Source organism: Nocardia panacis (assembly GCF_003598715.1).
GTDB classification, from domain to species: Bacteria; Actinomycetota; Actinomycetes; order Mycobacteriales; family Mycobacteriaceae; genus Nocardia; species Nocardia panacis.
Genome location: NZ_QZFU01000014.1, coordinates 100,413 through 117,010 on the forward strand (window position 1 = coordinate 100,413; position 16,598 = coordinate 117,010).

The window sequence follows — 16,598 nt, forward strand, 5'->3', positions numbered from 1 at the left end:
ATCCACGACGGTATGGAGCCGGCGATGCAGATCGGTGAACTGTCCAACCGGACCGGTGTCAGCGTGCGCGCACTGCGCTACTACGAGGAAAAGGGTGCCCTGAGTCCGCACCGCACCCCGAGCGGGTACCGAGTCTTCGACGAAACCGCCGTCGAATCGGTCACCCACATTCAAACCCTGCTCGCGGCGGGCCTCGGCATGGACCTCATCGCCGACATCCTCGCCTGTGCCGCGGGCGATGCCCCGCTGCTCGCGGGCTGCCGCGCCCGCCTCATGCACGAGCGCCTGCGCATGACCGCCGATATCGACCGAATCAGCTCCGCCCGCACCATGCTCGACCAACTCCTGGATTCGACCACCTGACTGTCGCTATGTCGCTAAATTTTGGACAAATAATTACATTCTGTCCTAAACTTAGCGACATAGCGACACGGGAGGCTACTTTGCTGCATCGGACTCCGGAGCTGGACGAGACGGACCGCAAGGTACTCGCGGGGATCTACTCGCGCCGCGATGCCCTGGCCTCGGCGATGCGAGTGCCGAAGCGATGGCCGGGGCTGCTGCGCCGCAATCTCATGGCACGAGCGATTCGGGGATCGAACAGCATCGAAGGGTATGTGGTCGAGACCGATGACGCGGCCGCGGCGGTCGACTACGAGTCCGCGCTGACTGCCGACGAGCGAACCTTCGCCGAGATTCGCGGCTATCGGCAGGCGCTCGGCTACGTACTCACGATGGCGCAGAATGCCGCGCCGATCGATGAATCGAGCCTCAGGGCACTGCATTTCATGATGCTCGGCCACGATCTGACCAAGAGTCCCGGCCAATATCGCACCGGACCGATATACGTCCGCAACGATGGCAGCGGGGAAGCGGTTTACGAGGGGCCGGGCTCGGAGATGGTGCCGGAGCTGATGACGGAACTGGCGGGCGCTTTGGCGGCCGACGCGGATCCGATCGTGGCGGGCGCGATGGCGCATCTGAATCTGGTGATGATTCATCCATTCCGCGACGGCAACGGTCGTATGGCGCGGGCACTGCAAACCTTGGTGGTCTCGCGCGGCGGCATCGCCGAACCGACCTTTTGCAGTATCGAAGAATGGCTCGGGGCGAATACCGAGGACTACTACCGCGTGCTGGCGCGTGCGAGCACGGGCTGTTGGTCCCCCGACAGCGATGCGCGGCTGTGGCTCCGATTCAACCTGCGGGCGCACGATATTCAGGCGCAGACGGTGGCGGGCCGGCTTCGGCGGGCCGAGCGTGCGTGGTCGCGGCTCGATGAGGTGGTGGCCGAGTGCAAGCTGCCGGAACGCGTCACCGATCTCCTTTACGACGCGCTCATCGGGTTCCGGGTTCGGCGGCAGACCTATCTCGCGCGAGCGCGGATCGACCAGCGCACGGCGACTCGGGATATCAAGGCACTCATCGAACTCGAACTGCTCGAGTCGCGGGGCGAGACGCACCGGAGGCACTATCTCGCGGGTGCGCGACTGGTGGAGTTGAAAGGTGTTCTGCGCGAGGAGGTGCCGCGCCGCATATCGGATCCGTTTCCCGAATTGCGGATGGAGTTGGTGCGACCGCGATGATCGGCGGAATGCTTCTGATGATTGTTGTGAATTCTCGATGATCGGGTAGGTAGCGAATTGGCGACCGATAGGGGCGGGGTGGTCCGGAAAGGTCGCTGCTGGGATGCTGAGCCTGGTGGATTCGGCGGACGAGGGAAGGATACGGCGATGAGAGCCGACGGGCATTGGCGAGTGGGGGCGGGGTCGTGACCGAGGGACGAGTTGTCGTGGTGGTGAACGGATATACCGGCGTTGGGGCGGCGGTGGCGAAAACGCTCGGGGGGCAGGGTGATCGGGTGGTGATCGCGCATCCGCATGTGCCGGAGGCGGCGGCGGATGTGGTGAACGAGATTGTGGGGGCGGGCGGTTCGGCGCTGGAGTTGGCGGCCGATTTCCGCGATTCGGACGAGTTCGAAGAACTGGTGCAGGAGGTCCTCGCGACCTTCGGGCGTTGGGATGTGCTGGTGCACACCTGCGCCGCTACGGTGGTGCCCAAACCGTTTCGGGAGGTCAGCGCCGATGACTTCGAGCGGGATTTCAATACGAACGCGTTGGGCGCGTACTACGGATTGCAGTTGGCGCTGGCGCATTTGGCCGATGACGGGCGGATTGTCGCGGTGTCGGGCGGGGATTCACCGCTGCTGCCCACTCTCGGCCGACTGGTGACCTCGGCGGCGGCGGATTTCGCCGAGCGCGGTATCACCGTCAATGCCGTCGAACCGATTTCCGCGCAGGCCGAACCGAGCGCGGAGGTGCTCGCCGCGGCGGCGGATGCGGGGGCGTCGCCGGAGATCGCGGCGGTGGCCGCCTATCTGGCCGGGACGGGTTCGGCGTGGACGGGGCAGCGCGTGGTGGTCGACGACTCGGCCGGGAAATCCACTACAGCAATCGAATAGCTATGACAGCTTGCGCCGGGTGTCGCACACCGTTCCCGCCTCGAGGTCACGGGTCGGGCGCATAAACTACACCCGTTCGGCGGCAACGGGCTCCCCGCGGCGCTTGCTCCCCGCAGGGACGCTCTACGCTTGGGATTAGGGCTGGTTCGGGAGCACTGGGGAGCACACATTTGAACATCGCGACGGCGGCTACGACACCCGTGTATCGACGGGCACGACTGACTGACCTGGACCGGGTCTCCTCGATCGAGAACGAACGTTTCGGCGCGCATTCCTACCCCTATTTCGCGTTGCGCCAGCTATTCGATCTGCACGGCGCCAGTTGGCTCGTGGTGGAGGTGGAGGGTCGGTTGCTCGGCCATGTGCTGGTGGCGTTGGCGCCGCAGCGACGGGCCTGGCTGTTGAGTCTGGCGGTGGCGGCCGACTCCTGCGGCCGCGGTTACGGCACGGCGCTGGTCGAGCAGGCGCTGCGGCTGTGCGGTTCGCTGGATGTGGGCAGTGTGCTGATCACGGTCCGCCCGACCAATCAGTCGGCGATGAATATCTACAAGCGAGCCGGATTCGAATGGGCGGCGCACGATGAGCGCTATTTCGGTGAAGGGGAGCCGCGAGATGTGTTGGAGTGCAGACTCGGTCGGTAAAGTGGAACCGACTGCGGGGGAGTGTGGATATGCCCGATTCAACCGGAATCGAACCGGGTTCGGAGTTCGTGTCGTCGGTCGCCACCCGAATCCTCAGGCGTGCCGGGAAATACGCCGATGAGGTCAATGATTTCGTCGAGGGCGTCGGCGTCGAGTTGACGCTGCTCGATTCATTCAACGCACAGGTGGAATCGGTGGTCTACACCTTCGAGCCGCCGACGGCCCGCCGCCGCGGCGACAGTCTGGTGTTCGCCTCGATTTACCGTGCCGCCAAGGATTTTCCCACCCTCGAAGCGGATCGACACGTTCCGGCGGAGTTGATCGCGGCTTTGTTGGCCGCCGAGGTGGAGTTTCGCGGGCCGCTGCGGTTGAGTCGCACCCAGACCACGCTGCTGGCCGAGGTGTACGAGCGGTTGGGCGCGAGTTTCGTGGGGCTCGGCCTGCCGGGGCACGCGGTGCTGTCGTATCGGCGTGCGAGCTTTCTGCATCGGGCCAATGAGGACACCGATGCCGAGGATCGGTGTGGTCTGCGGTTGGCCAGGGCGCGCACTTCGGCACTGCCGCCAGGGTGGCGTAGGTGGGGGCCGCAACTGTCGGATCTGCTGTGCGGCTATGGATATCAACCATTCCGCCTGTTGGGTTTCATCGCGGTGCAGTTGGTGGTGTTCACGGCGATTCTGCTGTTGTTCGCGGCGCAGCCGGTGACCGAGACGGTGTATCTGAGTGTGACGTCCTATCTGAATCCGGCGGGTGTTGGCGATACCGTCAGTTCCGGACCGGGTGGGCGCACAATGCTGGCGGTGGAGTCATGGGCGGGCGCGGTGACGATGTCGGTGTTCTTCGCCCTGCTGGTGCGGAAGTGGTTCCGCATGTAGGCCCTTTCACCAGTCGGTGCGGCCGATTCTGGTGCGGCGCAGATCTTCCCACTGCGCGACCGAGATTCGGTCGCGCAATTGGCCGACGCGCGCGGTCCATTGGCGAGAGAATCCGGGATCGGCCTGCAGATCCTTCCATAGGCCGCGCAGCGCGGGCGGGGTGTGCGCGCCCGGCATCCACAGGTGCGCGAGATGTTCCAGGACCGGCGCGAGGATCTCCATCTGGTCGCGACTCGACGTGGGGAAGCGGTCGGCCTCCTCGATGGCGGCGTCGGTGATGGTGAGCAGCCAGTCGTGGGCGGCCAGATCCTCGCAGAAGCGCTGGGCCGCAGCCAGATCCGCCTCCTCGCGCACGATGAGCCGGGTCGAGCGGGTGGTCTCGTCGTCCAGGCGCAGCGCCAGGCGAGGACCGGCCGCGCCACCGATGCGCGCGGTCCAGCGCAGCCGGGTGGTGGCGGCTTGAATGGGCGCCTTCTGATCCAGTGACGGATCCGAGCGCAGGCGGCCGAGCAGCCGCTCACCGATCGAGGCCAGATCGAGGGTGTCGGGGGTCGGCGCGCCGTCGAGATAGCCGTCGGCCAGGTTGTCGGTCGCGGTCTCGCGCTCGCCGAGTTTGCTCACGGCCTCTGTGACTCCGACGCGACTCAGATAGTGCGACCAGGTCTGCCTGCGTCTTTCGGTCGCGCGCAGCACCCTCGTGACGGTCGACGCCTGCAAGATGCGGCCGCCGGTGACCACCGCGTACTCGGCCACCGTGCCGACCACCCTGGCGGGCTCCTGACCGGGCAGCACCAGTTCGCAGTCGACGCCCACCGCCGTGGTGGGCGAAATGGCAAGGGAGCTCGGGCGTTCCCGCCAGCGGACGCGTCGGCCGGGCACCAGGGCGAGCAGTTCGCTCGCTTCGGCGCGATGCAGTGCGGCGGAGGCGGGAACCAGGCAGGTGCGCACCTCGCCGAGGGCGATGAGGGGCGTGCGGGAGGCCGCCATGGCTAGGACCCGTCGAGCAGCAGGTGCGAGAGCCGTTCGGTGACCTTGCGCGGCACCGTGACCGGCACCTCGTCGGCGGCGCCGCGCGCGATGATCTGGCCGACCACATCGTCGTCGAGGTCGATGTGGTCCAGGATGAGCCGCACCGAATGTTCGATCCCCAGATAGCGTTTGGGCAGCATCGAAAGAGTGCGGTAGGCGGCGAACGGCGCGGCGTCCGGATTCAGCCGCACCACGGCGGGCACCTGCCGCCACTGACGCGGCCAAACCTCGCCGGGTGACCACGGCTGCGGGTCCACCACGGCCGCGCCCTCGTAGCGCAACATGCCCAGCCGCAGCAGATGCCACACCGAGGCCAGGAACGGGCAGGACCATTTGGTGCGAATAACGCTGTCCCCGTTGATGTTCTCAGTGTGCTTACTCCACAACTGCACATCGAGGAAGATGGAGTGTTCGCGGCGGCCGAACTCCTCGGGCGGGCGGTACTGCGGCACCCGCATGGCCTGGGCCGCATCGAAATCCGATGATCGACGACCGTTGCACAGCCAGCCGGATTCGACGGTGGGCGGACGGCGGCCGGTGGCGGGCGGGGCGGGCTCGGCGACGAGGCGGGCGGCGACCATCTCGGCCAGTTCGATCGGCTCCCCTACCGGAACGCCGTCGGCGAAGGGCGTCGCCTGCCAGCAGCCCGCCTCGCGCGCGAGATAGTCGATGCGCAGGCCGGTTTCGTCGGCGGCGGTGAGCAGTTTGCCGAGGATCTCGCGCGGATCGGTATCGGGTTGGAAGTAGTCGTCGATCAGGTAGCAGGTGCTGATCCTGGCCTGCGGACCGAATTCGACTCGAGCCGAGGCGATGAAGGCGTCCACCAGCGGCACGATGCGGCGAAACTCCTTGACCACCTGATCCATATCGTTGGTGATCTCATTGAGGTAGAAATGGCCGACTTCGATGGACAGGTGCGACAGCGGCACCTGTTCGATGCGAACGTGCTCGGTTTCCTCGCTGTATCCCACGGCGTCGCGCACCGGAATCAGAACCTTTCCCATGTGGCGTTATCCAGCAGTTTTCGCGCCAAATCCGTGTAGGCGGCGGCGGTTTCCTCGTTGGCGATCTTGGCGGAGACGTCCATATCGAGGATGACCTGCTCGCGCCACTGCAGCATCGGTTCGACGGGGGTTTCGCCGAGCAGGGTGCTGGCGCCGAGCTGGTTGACCGAGGCGAGCCTGCGCAATGCCGCGTTCTGCTCCAGGAGCCAGGCGGCCTGGGCCGGACGCTCGACGCTGCTGTGCAGGGTGGTGGAGGGGACGGCGGTGCGCACGAAACGCACCGATTCCAGTAGTTCGGCCGGGTCGTGACCGCATTCCTTACCGGCCTGCACGAGTCCGTGCGGGCCGTGCACCAGGCCGCTGGCGGCCAGGATGTGCTGGCGGGTCCAGCGGTGGAAGATCAGCCAGCGCGCGGTGAACGAACGCAGCTGCGGCAGCGCGGTGGCCTTGAGCGCCAACTCCAGCGCTACCGAGCGCCCCGCGCTCAGATCCACGATGACGACCTTGAATTCCTGTTCCAGCGCGAGCAGCAGCGCCGCGCAGCGGGTGACCACCGCATCGTCGGCGGTGAGGAATTCCGCACCGCCCTCGTCGCCGGGCAGCAGGACGAGTTTGCCCGCGCGCGGACCGAGTCGACGCAGGGCGTGCCGGTCCGAGTCGGCGCGCACGTCGACCCTGGCGGCCACGCCCGTCTCACCGAGCAGGTAGGAGTGCATGCCGTCGCCGCGCGGAGTGCCGCGCTCGACCTCGCTGATCTCGAAAAGCGCGCCTGCGGTGGGCGATCCGAAGTCGAAGTCGACATAGGCGACATTGCGACCGCTGACGCACAGGCGATAGGCCAGGTTGCAGCTGGTCACCGAGCGGCCGGTGCCGCCCTTGTCCGAGGTGGAGAATATGAGCATCGGTCAGGACCTCATCGCATCTCGGCGGGCATAGGCCAGTTCGTGTAGTTGCAGCAGGGCCTGTTCGGCCAGGCTGAAGGCGGTGGCGGGTTGTTCGGACAGTAGACGGCGGGCCTCGTCGAGTTGTTGTTCGATGCGTTCGAGCATGGTCTGCGAGACATCGGGATCGCCCACCTCGAGCATTTCCTGATTGAGCAGATGCTCTGCCTCGCTGCGCATTTCGATGGCGCGGCTGATCATCGACGTCATGGCCAGCGGTGGTTGGCGGTAGTTGCGGTCGGCGGCGACGAGGCATTCCACCACGCGTTCGGTGAGGTACCAGGAGGGTTGCAATACCTCCCCGGATGCCTCGTCGTTGTCGCCGACCTGCGCGACGCGGGCCGCGTCGTCCCAGAGTCCGCGCGCGGGACCCGAAGCGATGCGGCGCGCGTTCAAATGGTCCATGGTCGCTTCCGCCAACGACATCAGCCTGTCGCGGGTGGCCACATCGCCGGAGAGTCGCCATGCCGAGAGAGCCCGTTTCATGAGCAGCGTCGCGAAATCCGGGACGACCCATTGCAGCGGCGGACCGTCGCCGATGCCCGCGCTGCCCGGCATGGGGATGGACAGCCCAGGGAAGTGCATCGCCCCCGCGGAATCGCCCGGCGTCAGCCTGCTGATGATGCGGCCGCGCCGGGCCAGCTGATCCAATACCGCGACCACCTGCGGCAATTCATCGGTGGTCTGCCTATTGATGAAGTCCTGCAACACCATTGCCGAGATAGCGAGGCTGTAGTAGTCGGATTCCTCGCCGTCGGAGGTGCGCCAGGGGAAATCTTCCAGCGGCCAGCGGCCCGCGCCGTAGCGGGCGACGGCGGACCAGTAGCGCTGGGTCAGGTCCCAGCGCAGTTCCAGCGCGTCGGCCAGTTGGCGCTGTTCGTCGTTGAGCAGGTCCATCTCGCGGGTGCGGCGGGCGGTGAGGTCGTTGATGCCGTCGAGCGCGACGATGGTGAAATACAGGTCCGGCCGGGAGGCGGCGTAGCCGAGTTGGGTGCTGATGCCCTGGTCGACGAAGTCGATCGGGGTGGCCTTCTGGTCGATACCCCAGGTCCAACCGCATTGGAACAGCAGCAGGTCGTCAGCGAGGTCGATATCCGGGGTCTGACCCAGTTTCACGTCGTTGGCCATCTGCACGCGGACCCGGTCCAGGCGGCGCGCGATACCGGCGATAACCGAGTCCTCGGACGCGCCGGTCTGGTTGAGCATCCCCAGGATGGCCTGGCCTGCTTCGGATTTCGGTTCCGGTGTGTGCACGACGAAGCTGCGCACCAGACCCGTCATGGCGGCGGTCAGCCGAATACTGATCTGCGGCAGCAGTTCTCGGATGCGCACCGAGAGCTCCTTGGCTTCCCGCCGCACCTGCTTGTCCACGAAGCGTTGGAATACGCGCAGGAAGCGCAATGCGGCTATGCACAGGCTCAACGACATGGAGTAGGCGTCGACCACCTCGAGTTGATACTGCTCGCCGCTGGGCGTACCGGCGTCGGCGGAGCGCAGATAGCTGCCCGCCGCGAACCGCGGCGCACCACCGGGTGCGGTATTGCGGGTGAAGTACTCCTCGATCATGACGACCAGCGCGCCGCCGATCCTGGTCTCCTCGCCGAGCGGGGAGAGCACGGTGCGGATATCGTCGGCCATATCGTCGGGCTGGTCCAGGGCGAAGGCCGTGATCTCGGTGGCCGGGTACAGCAGGCACAGCAACTGTTCGGTATCACTGATCGAATTGGCGCCGTCGCGACCGCCCCATACCCATTTGCTGTCCCGGTAGCAGTTCGCGAGCAGCGCCTGCCACACCTGCAAAAGCTGCTGTCGCGGCTGGATCCGCATCAGTCCCCCGTTCTCACTCGAACACTGACATCTACGAGTGTGCGCCATATCGCGACATTCGCCAAGGACGGTGTCGGCCAACATGTTCGACGCGGATTCCGGCAAACAATGCGCGATCGACCCGCCGCGCGGTGAGCAGACGCTAACGGGTTGCTTACCTGATGTCATCCGGCGGAAACGCGCGGTCCATAGCGTATACACGCATGTCGACACGGGAGATCGAGCAGTACGACGGCGGTGGAAAACCACTGCGCGATCTGGTCTACACAACGTTGCGCGACGAATTGATGAACGGTGACATCAAATTCGGTGAACGTCTTACCGAGCCGAAACTCTCGGCGCGCTTCGGCATTTCGCGCACACCGGTGCGCGAGGCGCTCACCGTGCTGTGCTCGGACGGTCTGCTGCGGCGCGAGGAGTACGGCTTCGGACCGGTCCGGCCGAGCCTGCCGGTGGTTCGTGACCTCTACGAGCTACGAATCACCCTGGAACTGGCCAGAATTCAGCGGGCCATCGACAATCCGGCGGTGGTGCACGACCGCGCCCTGCTCGGCGCCGAGCGGGAGCGCTGGCTGCGGCTGCGGGCCGACCCGCCCGCACAGGAATCCGGTTTCGTGGTGCGCGACGAGGAATTCCATGTCGCCCTGCTGAGGGCGGCGGGCAATGCCGAGTCGGTCCGGACGCTGGTCGGCGTAAACTCCCGAATCCGATACATACGTATGTACGACTTCATGGTCAATAACCGGATCGAGACCACCATTGCCGAACACCTGGCGATCGTGGACGCCGTGCTGGACGGGAATCTTCGGCACGCCTATGCGCTGCTGCGCGCCCATATCGGCGAATCGCTGGAAGTAGTGCTGCAACGGGTCACCCGCGCCATGACCGCAATGGCCTTGGCAACCGAATAGCGGACAACTGATTGTCGGGCGATTCGCTTGTCCGGCAACCGAGTAGGGGGTGACGGCGTGAGTTTACGGTTCCATACGGTATTGGTGGCCAACCGGGGTGAAATCGCCTGCCGGATCCTGCGTTCGGCACGCACGTTCGGATTGAAGACGGTGGCGGTGTACTCGGCGGCCGATATCGGCGCGCCGCATGTCGAAATGGCCGATGCCGCCGTATATTTGGGTCCCGGTCCGGCGGCCGAATCCTATCTGTGCGCGGACCGGGTCGTCGAGGCCGCGTTGGCCTCGGGTGCGGGCGCGATCCATCCCGGATACGGATTCCTCTCCGAGAACGCCGAATTCGCGGCGGCGGCGGGTGCGCGATCATCCGCGCGGCGGGCGCGGCCTCCGGATCAGACCTCGCCGCGGACCTTTCGATGCGGGCCGCCGTCCGCACCGTGGCGAAGAGTCTGCTCGGCGGCTATGCCGCGCTGCTGCTGCCGACCACCACCGAACATCCGAGCATCGCCGGGGTGGCGGCGGAGCCCATTGCCGTCAACCGCCGGATGGGGACCTTCACCAACTTCTGCAATCTGCTGGATATGGCGGCCATCGCCATACCGGGCGCGCCCAGCGCGACGGGTGCGCCGTTCGGCGTCATGGTGGTGGCGCCCGCTTTCGCCGATCAGGTCGCCGTCGATATCGCGGCCCGACTCGTCGGGGTCGATGCTCCCGTATTCGTCTGCGGCGGACTGGATTTGGCGGTCTTCGGGGCGCATCTGCGCGGGCAGCCGCTGCATTGGCAGCTGGCGGAATTGGGAGCGCGTTTCGCGGGCGCGATCACCACCACCGACGCCTACCGACTCGTCGCCTTGGCGACTGAGCCACCGAAACCCGGTCTGGTGCACCATGGTTCGGGCCTCGGAGCGGAGATACGCGGCGAACTGTTCCGCGTGTCGGCGGCCGGGCTCGGCCGATTCCTGGCCGCGCTGCCCGCGCCGATGGCGCTGACCCGCGTCGAATTGTCCGACGGGCGGCAGGTCGTCGGCTTCACCTGCACCCACGCAGCGACACAGGCGGCCAAGGACATCACCAAATTCGGTTGTTGGACAGATTATTTGGAAACTCTCGAATAGAAGTCGACCGGACCGGATCACCCAGCACGATCCGGTCCGGCCGACATGTACACCGCGATGTGGGGACCTACGCACAGCACCGAATGGTTACCTTCGGCAGGCGCGAATGCGGACGCCGAGGCGAATTCGACTCCCGATGGACGGATGAGACCCCCGTATGCCGGAGCCCGTGTCGCCGCGGCCGTTTTGCTGCTCAGCTCCCGGAAGAGCCAGACGTGGTGTTGCCGTAAGAGCTGCCATCCCGGCCGGTCACCCCTCGTGGACCGGCCAGGGCGGCGTCACCCCCGAACCCGGTCTGCCACCCCTCGTAGACAGACCGCGTCCGGTTCCCCACCCCCGGTGGTTGGACTCAGTAGGCGCCACACCCCGTCGCGGTGACGGTGCGGGCGAGGTCGGTGTTCGGCATGCCGATCATCGGGTTTGCCTCCTTCCCTGGTCCTACGGACTTACCGGAGCGCGGCTTTCCGAGTGGATCGCCGCTCCTCATGGTTCAAACAATGCCGCCGGAGGCTTGCTACCCCCTTAAAAAGACCTTGTATAGACAAAGGCGCAGGCTAGCGGGGTTCAAGATCGAAAACTGGGGGTTGGCAACACGCGCGTCGAGGATTCGCGCGATGATGGTGGCAAGTGCGCCACGAAGATTGGGAGGCAGCGATGGAGACGGTGGTCGTCTGGGTGCTGGCCTGCCTGCTGTACTGGTGGGGCCTGCTCTGAGCCCCTTCTCGGCGGTAGCACGCGGCCGGGAACCCGCGCGTCGGGAGCGCGGGTCGAAGTTCAGCGCAGGCCGTCGAGAACGAGCCTGGTGACCTCGGGGAACAGCGTTTCGTCTGCCGCGCCGTTCTCACCGTTCCCGCACGCCTGAATGGCGATCACCAGCGGAGCGTGACCATTCGCGGGCCAGGTGATGGCCGCATCGTTCACGCAGCCGTAGTTGCCGCCCGTGCCGGTCTTATCGGCGGTGATCCAGTCCGAGGGCAATCCGGCCCGAATACGACTGTCTCCCGTCTTGGCCTCCCGCATCCACTGAATCAACTGAACGCGCTCCGGTGTGCCGAGCACGGCGCCCAGGGTGACGGCGCGATAGTCGGCGGCCAGACCGGCGGGGGTGGTGGTGTTGCGGTCGTCGCCGGGCCGAAAGGCACCGAGGGCGGGCTCGTTGTCGTCGAGCCGGGCCGCCTGATCGCCGAGCGAGCGCAGGAATGCGGTGAACCGCTGCGGGCCGCCCAGTTCGCGCAGCAGCAGATTGCCTGCCGCGTTGTCGCTACGGGTGACCGCGGCCGCCGCGATCTCCAACAGGGTCATGGTCTGGCCCACCTTGGCCTCGGTGATAGGCGATCCGCCGAGTATGGGACAACGCCGCGACGGTCGCGCGGCGGGCGAACCTCGAATAATCCACGGCCCCACAATGCCACGCAGGGAGGTGACTGCCGCCACAGTCACCTCCCTACCCGACCGGCGGCAGGAGCTCAGCCCTTGCCGTTGAGTCCGGCCCGGACACCCTCCTCGACTCGCTTGCCGAGTTCGGCATCCACGTTCTTCCAGTACTCGAAGACCCGGCTCAGCACCGGTTCGCGCACACCACCGAGCACATGCCCAACGATATTGCCCACCAGGCGATCCCGCTGCGCGGCGCTGAACACCTCGCGGACCAGGGTGCCCGCCTGGCCGAAATCGTCGTCCTCGGCGTGCTGCAGGTAGCCCGCGCGCACCATGGTGGGATCGAACTCCCAAATACCGCCGTCACCGGCCAATTCCGGATCGGCGTGCGGGCCGCCGAACGAATTGGGCGCGTACACCGGCACATTCGGATCGTTGTAGTCGTAGCGCATCGGCCCCTCCTTGGAATAGGAGTTCACCTCGGCCGCCTTGGCCCGATTGGGCGGCAGTTGCACGTAATTGGTGCCGATGCGGTAGCGATGCGCGTCGGCGTAGGCGAACACCCGGCCGAGCAGCATCTTGTCGGGCGAGAAACCAATGCCGGGAACAATATTCGACGGTTCGAAGGCGGCCTGCTCGATCTCGACGAAGTAGTTGCCCGGATTGCGGTTGAGCGTCCACTTGCCGACCTCGATCAGCGGGTAATCCCGATGCGACCACACCTTCGTCAGATCGAACGGGTTGAACCGGTAGCCCGCGGCCTCGGCGACCGGCATGATCTGCACGTACACGGTCCAGCTCGGGAATTCGCCGCGCTCGATGGCCTCCCACAGGTCGCGACGGTGATGGTCGCCATCGGCACCCGCCAGTCGATCGGCCTCGGCCTGAGTCAGGAAGTCATTGCCCTGATCGGTCTTGAAATGGTATTTGACCCAGAAGCGCTCACCCTCGGCATTGATCCACTGATAGGTGTGCGAACCGTAGCCGTTCATGTGGCGGTAGGTCTTCGGGATACCGCGATCACCCATCAACCAGGTGACCTGGTGCGCGGTCTCCGGGCGCAGGGTCCAGAAATCCCACTGCATATTGTTGTCGCGCAGACCGCTGCCCGGCAGCCGCTTCTGCGAGCGGATGAAGTCCGGGAATTTGATGGCGTCGCGAATGAAGAAGACGGGCGTGTTATTGCCCACCAGATCGTAATTGCCGTCCGGAGTGTAGAACTTCACCGCGAAACCGCGCGGATCGCGCCAGGTGTCCGGACTGCCCTGCTCACCGGCCACGGTGGAGAAGCGCACCAGCGATTCGGTGCGCGCGCCCGGCTGGAACAGCTTGGCCTTGGTGTAGGCGCTCACATCATGGGTGACCACCAGTTCGCCGAAGGCGCCCGCGCCCTTGGCGTGCACGATGCGCTCCGGCACCCGCTCCCGATTGAACTGGGCGAGCTTCTCGATGAGGTAGTGGTCGTGCAGCAGGACCGGGCCCTGCGTGCCCGCGGTGAGCGATTCGTCGTCACTGGGCACGGGGGTGCCGGTATTGGTGGTGGTCGGCTTGGTCATGCGCGAGCCTCCTTCGATAGGCAGCGATGCGCCGGGCTGGGCTGTGGCCCGGCGCTAGGGTGAATTGCTTTCCCGCGCAAGGACTTCGCGGTCCTCGTCGCGGGCGCGGCAATTCGGGCACAGACCCCAGAAGACGACCTCGGCCTCATCGATGACGTAGCCGTGATCGTCGACGGGATCCAGGCACGGGGCCGCGCCGACAGCGCAGTCGATATCCACGACCGCGTCGCAGCCGCGACACACCAGATGGTGGTGGTTGTCGCCGGTGCGGGTCTCATAGCGCGCCGGTGAGCCCGCGGGCTCGATACGACGCAGGATGCCCGCACGCACGCAGGCGTGCAGCACGTCGTAGACGGCCTGCGTGGAAACCGAACCCAGCGCCGCCCGCGCGGCCGCGGCCACGCTGTCGGCATCCGCGTGCGGAGTGCGCGCCACCGCGTCCAGCACCGCGAGCCGGGGTGCGGTGACCCGCAACCCGGCCGTCCGCAACCACTCGCGGGGATCGGCGCTTCCGGTGTGCATACCTAGACCCTGCCCGCTTATCTGGAATTAGTCAAGAAAATAATCTGGAACTTGTCCAGAGAAGGGCGGGCACCCTCCAGGGTGGGTCAGCGGGACTTCCTGGTGCGCAGGTACTTGGCCAACTCGTCATACGCACCATCGCCATTGGCGAATTCCACTACGTTGCGGGCGGATTCGAACCACGCACCCGCCGTCGGGCGGATCTCCGAGAGCGCCGACCCGATATCGGCCATCGTGATCGGTCGGACCGCGCCCGTGCGCAGCGCATCGGCCATGGCGAGTTGAGTCGCGGTGGTGCAGACATGGGCCAGGTCCGCACCGGAGAAGCCGTCGGTGCGCGCGACAATGACCGACAGGTCGATACCCGCGATCGGACGCTCACGCAGGTGATGGCGCAGGATCGCGGCCCGCGCCTCCGGATCGGGCAGGCCGACCAGAATCATGCGGTCGAAGCGACCGGGGCGGCGCAGCGCGACATCGAGATCCCAGGGATGGTTCGTCGCACCCAGAATGTAGACGCCGTCATTGCTGCGCGTCGCCGAATCCATCTCATGGAGCAGCTGATTGACCACGGTGCGCATCAACGAGTTACCCGCCATCTGACTGCGCTTGAAGCCGAGAGCGTCGACCTCGTCCAGGAACAGCACGCAGGGGGCGTTGCGGCGGGCCAGTTCGAAGATCTGGTGCACATTTCGCTCACTGGCGCCGTGATAGACATCGAGGACATCGGAGATCTCGATCGGATAGAAGTTCGCACCGATCTCCCCCGCCACCGCGCGAGCGACGAAGGTTTTCCCGCAGCCCGGCGGGCCGTACAGCAGCAGACCGCCGCGCGCCGAGGTGCCGAATGCCTTGGCCAGCTCCGGATTTCGCATCGGACCCAGCAGGGTCAGCGCCAACTGCCGCTTCACCTCGACCATGCCGCCCACCTGGGCCAGCGCGATATCGGGTCTGCTCACCACATCGACATCGTCCTCGGCGACAAAGTCCGCAGGCGCGCGATCGTCGACAAAGGCGGGAGCGATGATATCGCCGACCTGGTCTTCCGCGGCGGCCCAATCATATTCGGGTGCGGTCGATTTCGGCACATCGGACGAATCCGGTTGCCGCACCGGCTCGATCGGCCGACTCTGCGGCGCATCCCGCCGCACCGAGTCATCGGACACATTCGTGCCGGAAGCCGGCAGCGGCGCGCCACCATCTCCGCTGGACGAATCCGACCGCGCAACCCGATTCGTCGGCGCGGCCGCGAGCGCGGCGGTGCATTCCTGCAACAATTCGACCGCGCGCGGGTTGCCCGGATCCTGCGTGAGCACCGCCCCACAGTGCGACAGCGCATCGGCGTACCGGCCGCGTTCGGCGAGCAACTCGATCACCCGCACCCGCAGCGCCACCACCTCCGGGCTGCGCCCCAGCGCGGCGAGCATTTCGGTGAGAACCGGATCGTCGGACATCACGTCCCTCCCCTGAAATCGTGCCTGAGCGGGTCGAGTGTAGTAGCTCACGCCCGAATCCCCCGAATTGCCCAGATCACTTCTTCCCTCCGGAATACCTTCCCCCCGCGCCTCGTTGCACACCCTGTCGGCGTCCGGACAGCCCCGGGCCGCACCCTTTGTCGCTACGAGCGACCACCCGCCGAGAGGCGCTTGTGGGACGCCGACTCGCCTCGCGCACGCCGCCAGGTAACCCCATCTGGCGGCGCGCGCGTCGACATGCTTCGCCTGCGGCGTGCAACCGGAACATTCGGGTCGCGACACCGTTCATGTTCTCTTCATCGGCACTGCCATACGGTGAGGAAATGACAGTCACCGGACACGACACCGTGATCTACCGTGCGGCACGACCCGAGGACGCGGCGGCGATGAACGCCATCGACGACTCGTTCAGCACGAACATGGTGTTGACGGTGACCAGCACCGACAGTGGGTTCGTTCTCAGCGAGACACGGATAGATCCGCCGGTGCGCAAAAAATTCCCCGACGACGGGCAGTCCAGGGACGAGGATCCGGGCGACACGATGGTCGCGGTGGCGGACCGGCAGGTGTGCGGGTTCGTCACCACCGAATACGAGGCGTGGAATAGACGGCTGACCATCGTGGAAATCCGTGTGGCACCGACACATCGAGGTCGCGGCATCGGCCACGCGCTACTGGACCAGGTCATGCGACGCGCCCGCGAACTCGGAGCCGGACACGTCTGGCTGGAAGTCACCAACGTCAACGTCCCGGCCATTCGCCTGTATCGCAAGGCCGGATTCGCCTTCTGCGGACTCGACACCTCGCTCTACACGACCACGGAATCAGCCGGCGAGACAGCCCTGTTCATGAGCCGATCCTGCTGAT

At 66.0% G+C, this 16,598-nt stretch carries 15 protein-coding genes and 2 pseudogenes; 9 read left to right on the forward strand and 8 right to left on the reverse strand.

Annotated features, from left to right (window positions below; translation table 11 throughout):
• Positions 1-24: 24 nt before the first annotated feature.
• The 5 genes from D5S18_RS06610 (at position 25) to D5S18_RS06630 (ending at position 3,977) form a co-directional block, all read left to right on the forward strand.
• Positions 25-363: a MerR family transcriptional regulator gene (locus D5S18_RS06610; RefSeq protein ID WP_120039042.1), complete on the forward strand. Its 339-nt coding sequence runs from the start codon at positions 25-27 to the stop codon at positions 361-363.
• A gap of 80 nt (positions 364-443) precedes the next feature.
• On the forward strand, positions 444-1,586 hold the full coding sequence (locus tag D5S18_RS06615; protein WP_120038921.1) for a Fic family protein: 1,143 nt from the start codon (positions 444-446) through the stop codon (positions 1,584-1,586).
• A 185-nt stretch (positions 1,587-1,771) separates the two neighbouring features.
• Positions 1,772-2,461: an SDR family NAD(P)-dependent oxidoreductase gene (locus D5S18_RS06620; protein ID WP_147403867.1), complete on the forward strand. Its 690-nt coding sequence runs from the start codon at positions 1,772-1,774 to the stop codon at positions 2,459-2,461.
• Positions 2,462-2,631: 170 nt separating this feature from the next.
• Positions 2,632-3,102: a GNAT family N-acetyltransferase gene (locus D5S18_RS06625; protein ID WP_158607810.1), complete on the forward strand. Its 471-nt coding sequence runs from the start codon at positions 2,632-2,634 to the stop codon at positions 3,100-3,102.
• A gap of 29 nt (positions 3,103-3,131) precedes the next feature.
• The gene (locus D5S18_RS06630) at positions 3,132-3,977 is read left to right on the forward strand and encodes a hypothetical protein (protein ID WP_120038924.1); all 846 of its coding nucleotides are present in this window, start codon (positions 3,132-3,134) and stop codon (positions 3,975-3,977) included.
• A gap of 6 nt (positions 3,978-3,983) precedes the next feature.
• Here the strand turns inward: D5S18_RS06630 and D5S18_RS06635 are convergent, their stop codons facing one another.
• The 4 genes from D5S18_RS06635 to D5S18_RS06650 are packed head-to-tail and all read right to left on the reverse strand — an operon-like array spanning position 3,984 to position 8,778.
• Entirely contained in the window at positions 3,984-4,964 is a 981-nt protein-coding gene (locus D5S18_RS06635) for an SCO2521 family protein (protein ID WP_120038925.1), read from the reverse strand.
• Positions 4,965-4,966: 2 nt separating this feature from the next.
• A complete protein-coding gene (locus tag D5S18_RS06640) occupies positions 4,967-6,010 on the reverse strand; it encodes an SCO2522 family protein (protein WP_120038926.1) in 1,044 nt (347 codons plus the stop codon).
• Positions 5,995-6,912, reverse strand: coding sequence for an SCO2523 family variant P-loop protein (locus D5S18_RS06645; RefSeq protein ID WP_120038927.1), 918 nt, complete (start codon positions 6,910-6,912; stop codon positions 5,995-5,997). Before D5S18_RS06645 ends, D5S18_RS06640 begins: the two co-directional genes overlap by 16 nt.
• Positions 6,913-6,915: 3 nt before the next feature.
• Positions 6,916-8,778: an SCO2524 family protein gene (locus D5S18_RS06650; protein WP_120038928.1), complete on the reverse strand. Its 1,863-nt coding sequence runs from the start codon at positions 8,776-8,778 to the stop codon at positions 6,916-6,918.
• A gap of 203 nt (positions 8,779-8,981) precedes the next feature.
• Here D5S18_RS06650 and D5S18_RS06655 point away from each other — a divergent pair, with 203 nt between their 5' ends.
• From D5S18_RS06655 to D5S18_RS06665, 3 genes and pseudogenes are all read left to right on the forward strand, one after another.
• Complete coding sequence (locus tag D5S18_RS06655) at positions 8,982-9,689, forward strand: GntR family transcriptional regulator (protein ID WP_120038929.1); 708 nt, start codon at positions 8,982-8,984, stop codon at positions 9,687-9,689.
• Positions 9,690-9,746: 57 nt separating this feature from the next.
• Positions 9,747-10,082: pseudogene (locus D5S18_RS06660) on the forward strand (biotin carboxylase N-terminal domain-containing protein); the annotation flags it as partial.
• A pseudogene (locus D5S18_RS06665) lies at positions 10,046-10,801 on the forward strand (allophanate hydrolase-related protein); the annotation flags it as partial. The pseudogenes D5S18_RS06660 and D5S18_RS06665, both read left to right, overlap by 37 nt.
• 774 nt (positions 10,802-11,575) lie before the next feature.
• On the opposite strand, the gene bla reads toward D5S18_RS06665, so the two are convergent.
• The 4 genes from bla to D5S18_RS06685 form a co-directional block, all read right to left on the reverse strand.
• Positions 11,576-12,241, reverse strand: coding sequence for a class A beta-lactamase (gene bla, locus D5S18_RS06670; protein WP_345789702.1), 666 nt, complete (start codon positions 12,239-12,241; stop codon positions 11,576-11,578).
• Positions 12,242-12,267: 26 nt separating this feature from the next.
• Positions 12,268-13,734, reverse strand: coding sequence for a catalase (locus tag D5S18_RS06675; protein WP_120038932.1), 1,467 nt, complete (start codon positions 13,732-13,734; stop codon positions 12,268-12,270).
• Between the two features lie 54 nt (positions 13,735-13,788).
• Entirely contained in the window at positions 13,789-14,256 is a 468-nt protein-coding gene (locus tag D5S18_RS06680) for a Fur family transcriptional regulator (RefSeq protein ID WP_120038933.1), read from the reverse strand.
• A gap of 86 nt (positions 14,257-14,342) precedes the next feature.
• Positions 14,343-15,710 carry an ATP-binding protein gene (locus tag D5S18_RS06685; RefSeq protein WP_120038934.1) on the reverse strand — a complete coding sequence of 456 codons (1,368 nt, stop codon included), beginning with the start codon at positions 15,708-15,710 and terminating at the stop codon, positions 14,343-14,345.
• A 344-nt stretch (positions 15,711-16,054) separates the two neighbouring features.
• Between D5S18_RS06685 and D5S18_RS06690 the strand changes: the two genes are divergently transcribed.
• A complete protein-coding gene (locus D5S18_RS06690; RefSeq protein ID WP_120038935.1) occupies positions 16,055-16,597 on the forward strand; it encodes a GNAT family N-acetyltransferase in 543 nt (180 codons plus the stop codon).
• Position 16,598 lies beyond the last annotated feature (1 nt).

Excerpts from the sequence above, each read along its gene's own strand:
- D5S18_RS06610 (WP_120039042.1), top strand. The coding sequence starts at position 25 with ATGCAGATCGGTGAACTGTCCAACCGGACCGGTGTCAGCGTGCGCGCA.
- D5S18_RS06630 (WP_120038924.1), top strand. The coding sequence starts at position 3,132 with ATGCCCGATTCAACCGGAATCGAACCGGGTTCGGAGTTCGTGTCGTCG.
- D5S18_RS06635 (WP_120038925.1), bottom strand. The coding sequence starts at position 4,964 with ATGGCGGCCTCCCGCACGCCCCTCATCGCCCTCGGCGAGGTGCGCACC.
- D5S18_RS06640 (WP_120038926.1), bottom strand. The coding sequence starts at position 6,010 with ATGGGAAAGGTTCTGATTCCGGTGCGCGACGCCGTGGGATACAGCGAG.
- D5S18_RS06645 (WP_120038927.1), bottom strand. The coding sequence starts at position 6,912 with ATGCTCATATTCTCCACCTCGGACAAGGGCGGCACCGGCCGCTCGGTG.
- D5S18_RS06650 (WP_120038928.1), bottom strand. The coding sequence starts at position 8,778 with ATGCGGATCCAGCCGCGACAGCAGCTTTTGCAGGTGTGGCAGGCGCTG.
- D5S18_RS06655 (WP_120038929.1), top strand. The coding sequence starts at position 8,982 with ATGTCGACACGGGAGATCGAGCAGTACGACGGCGGTGGAAAACCACTG.
- D5S18_RS06675 (WP_120038932.1), bottom strand. The coding sequence starts at position 13,734 with ATGACCAAGCCGACCACCACCAATACCGGCACCCCCGTGCCCAGTGAC.
- D5S18_RS06680 (WP_120038933.1), bottom strand. The coding sequence starts at position 14,256 with ATGCACACCGGAAGCGCCGATCCCCGCGAGTGGTTGCGGACGGCCGGG.
- D5S18_RS06685 (WP_120038934.1), bottom strand. The coding sequence starts at position 15,710 with ATGTCCGACGATCCGGTTCTCACCGAAATGCTCGCCGCGCTGGGGCGC.
- D5S18_RS06690 (WP_120038935.1), top strand. The coding sequence starts at position 16,055 with ATGACAGTCACCGGACACGACACCGTGATCTACCGTGCGGCACGACCC.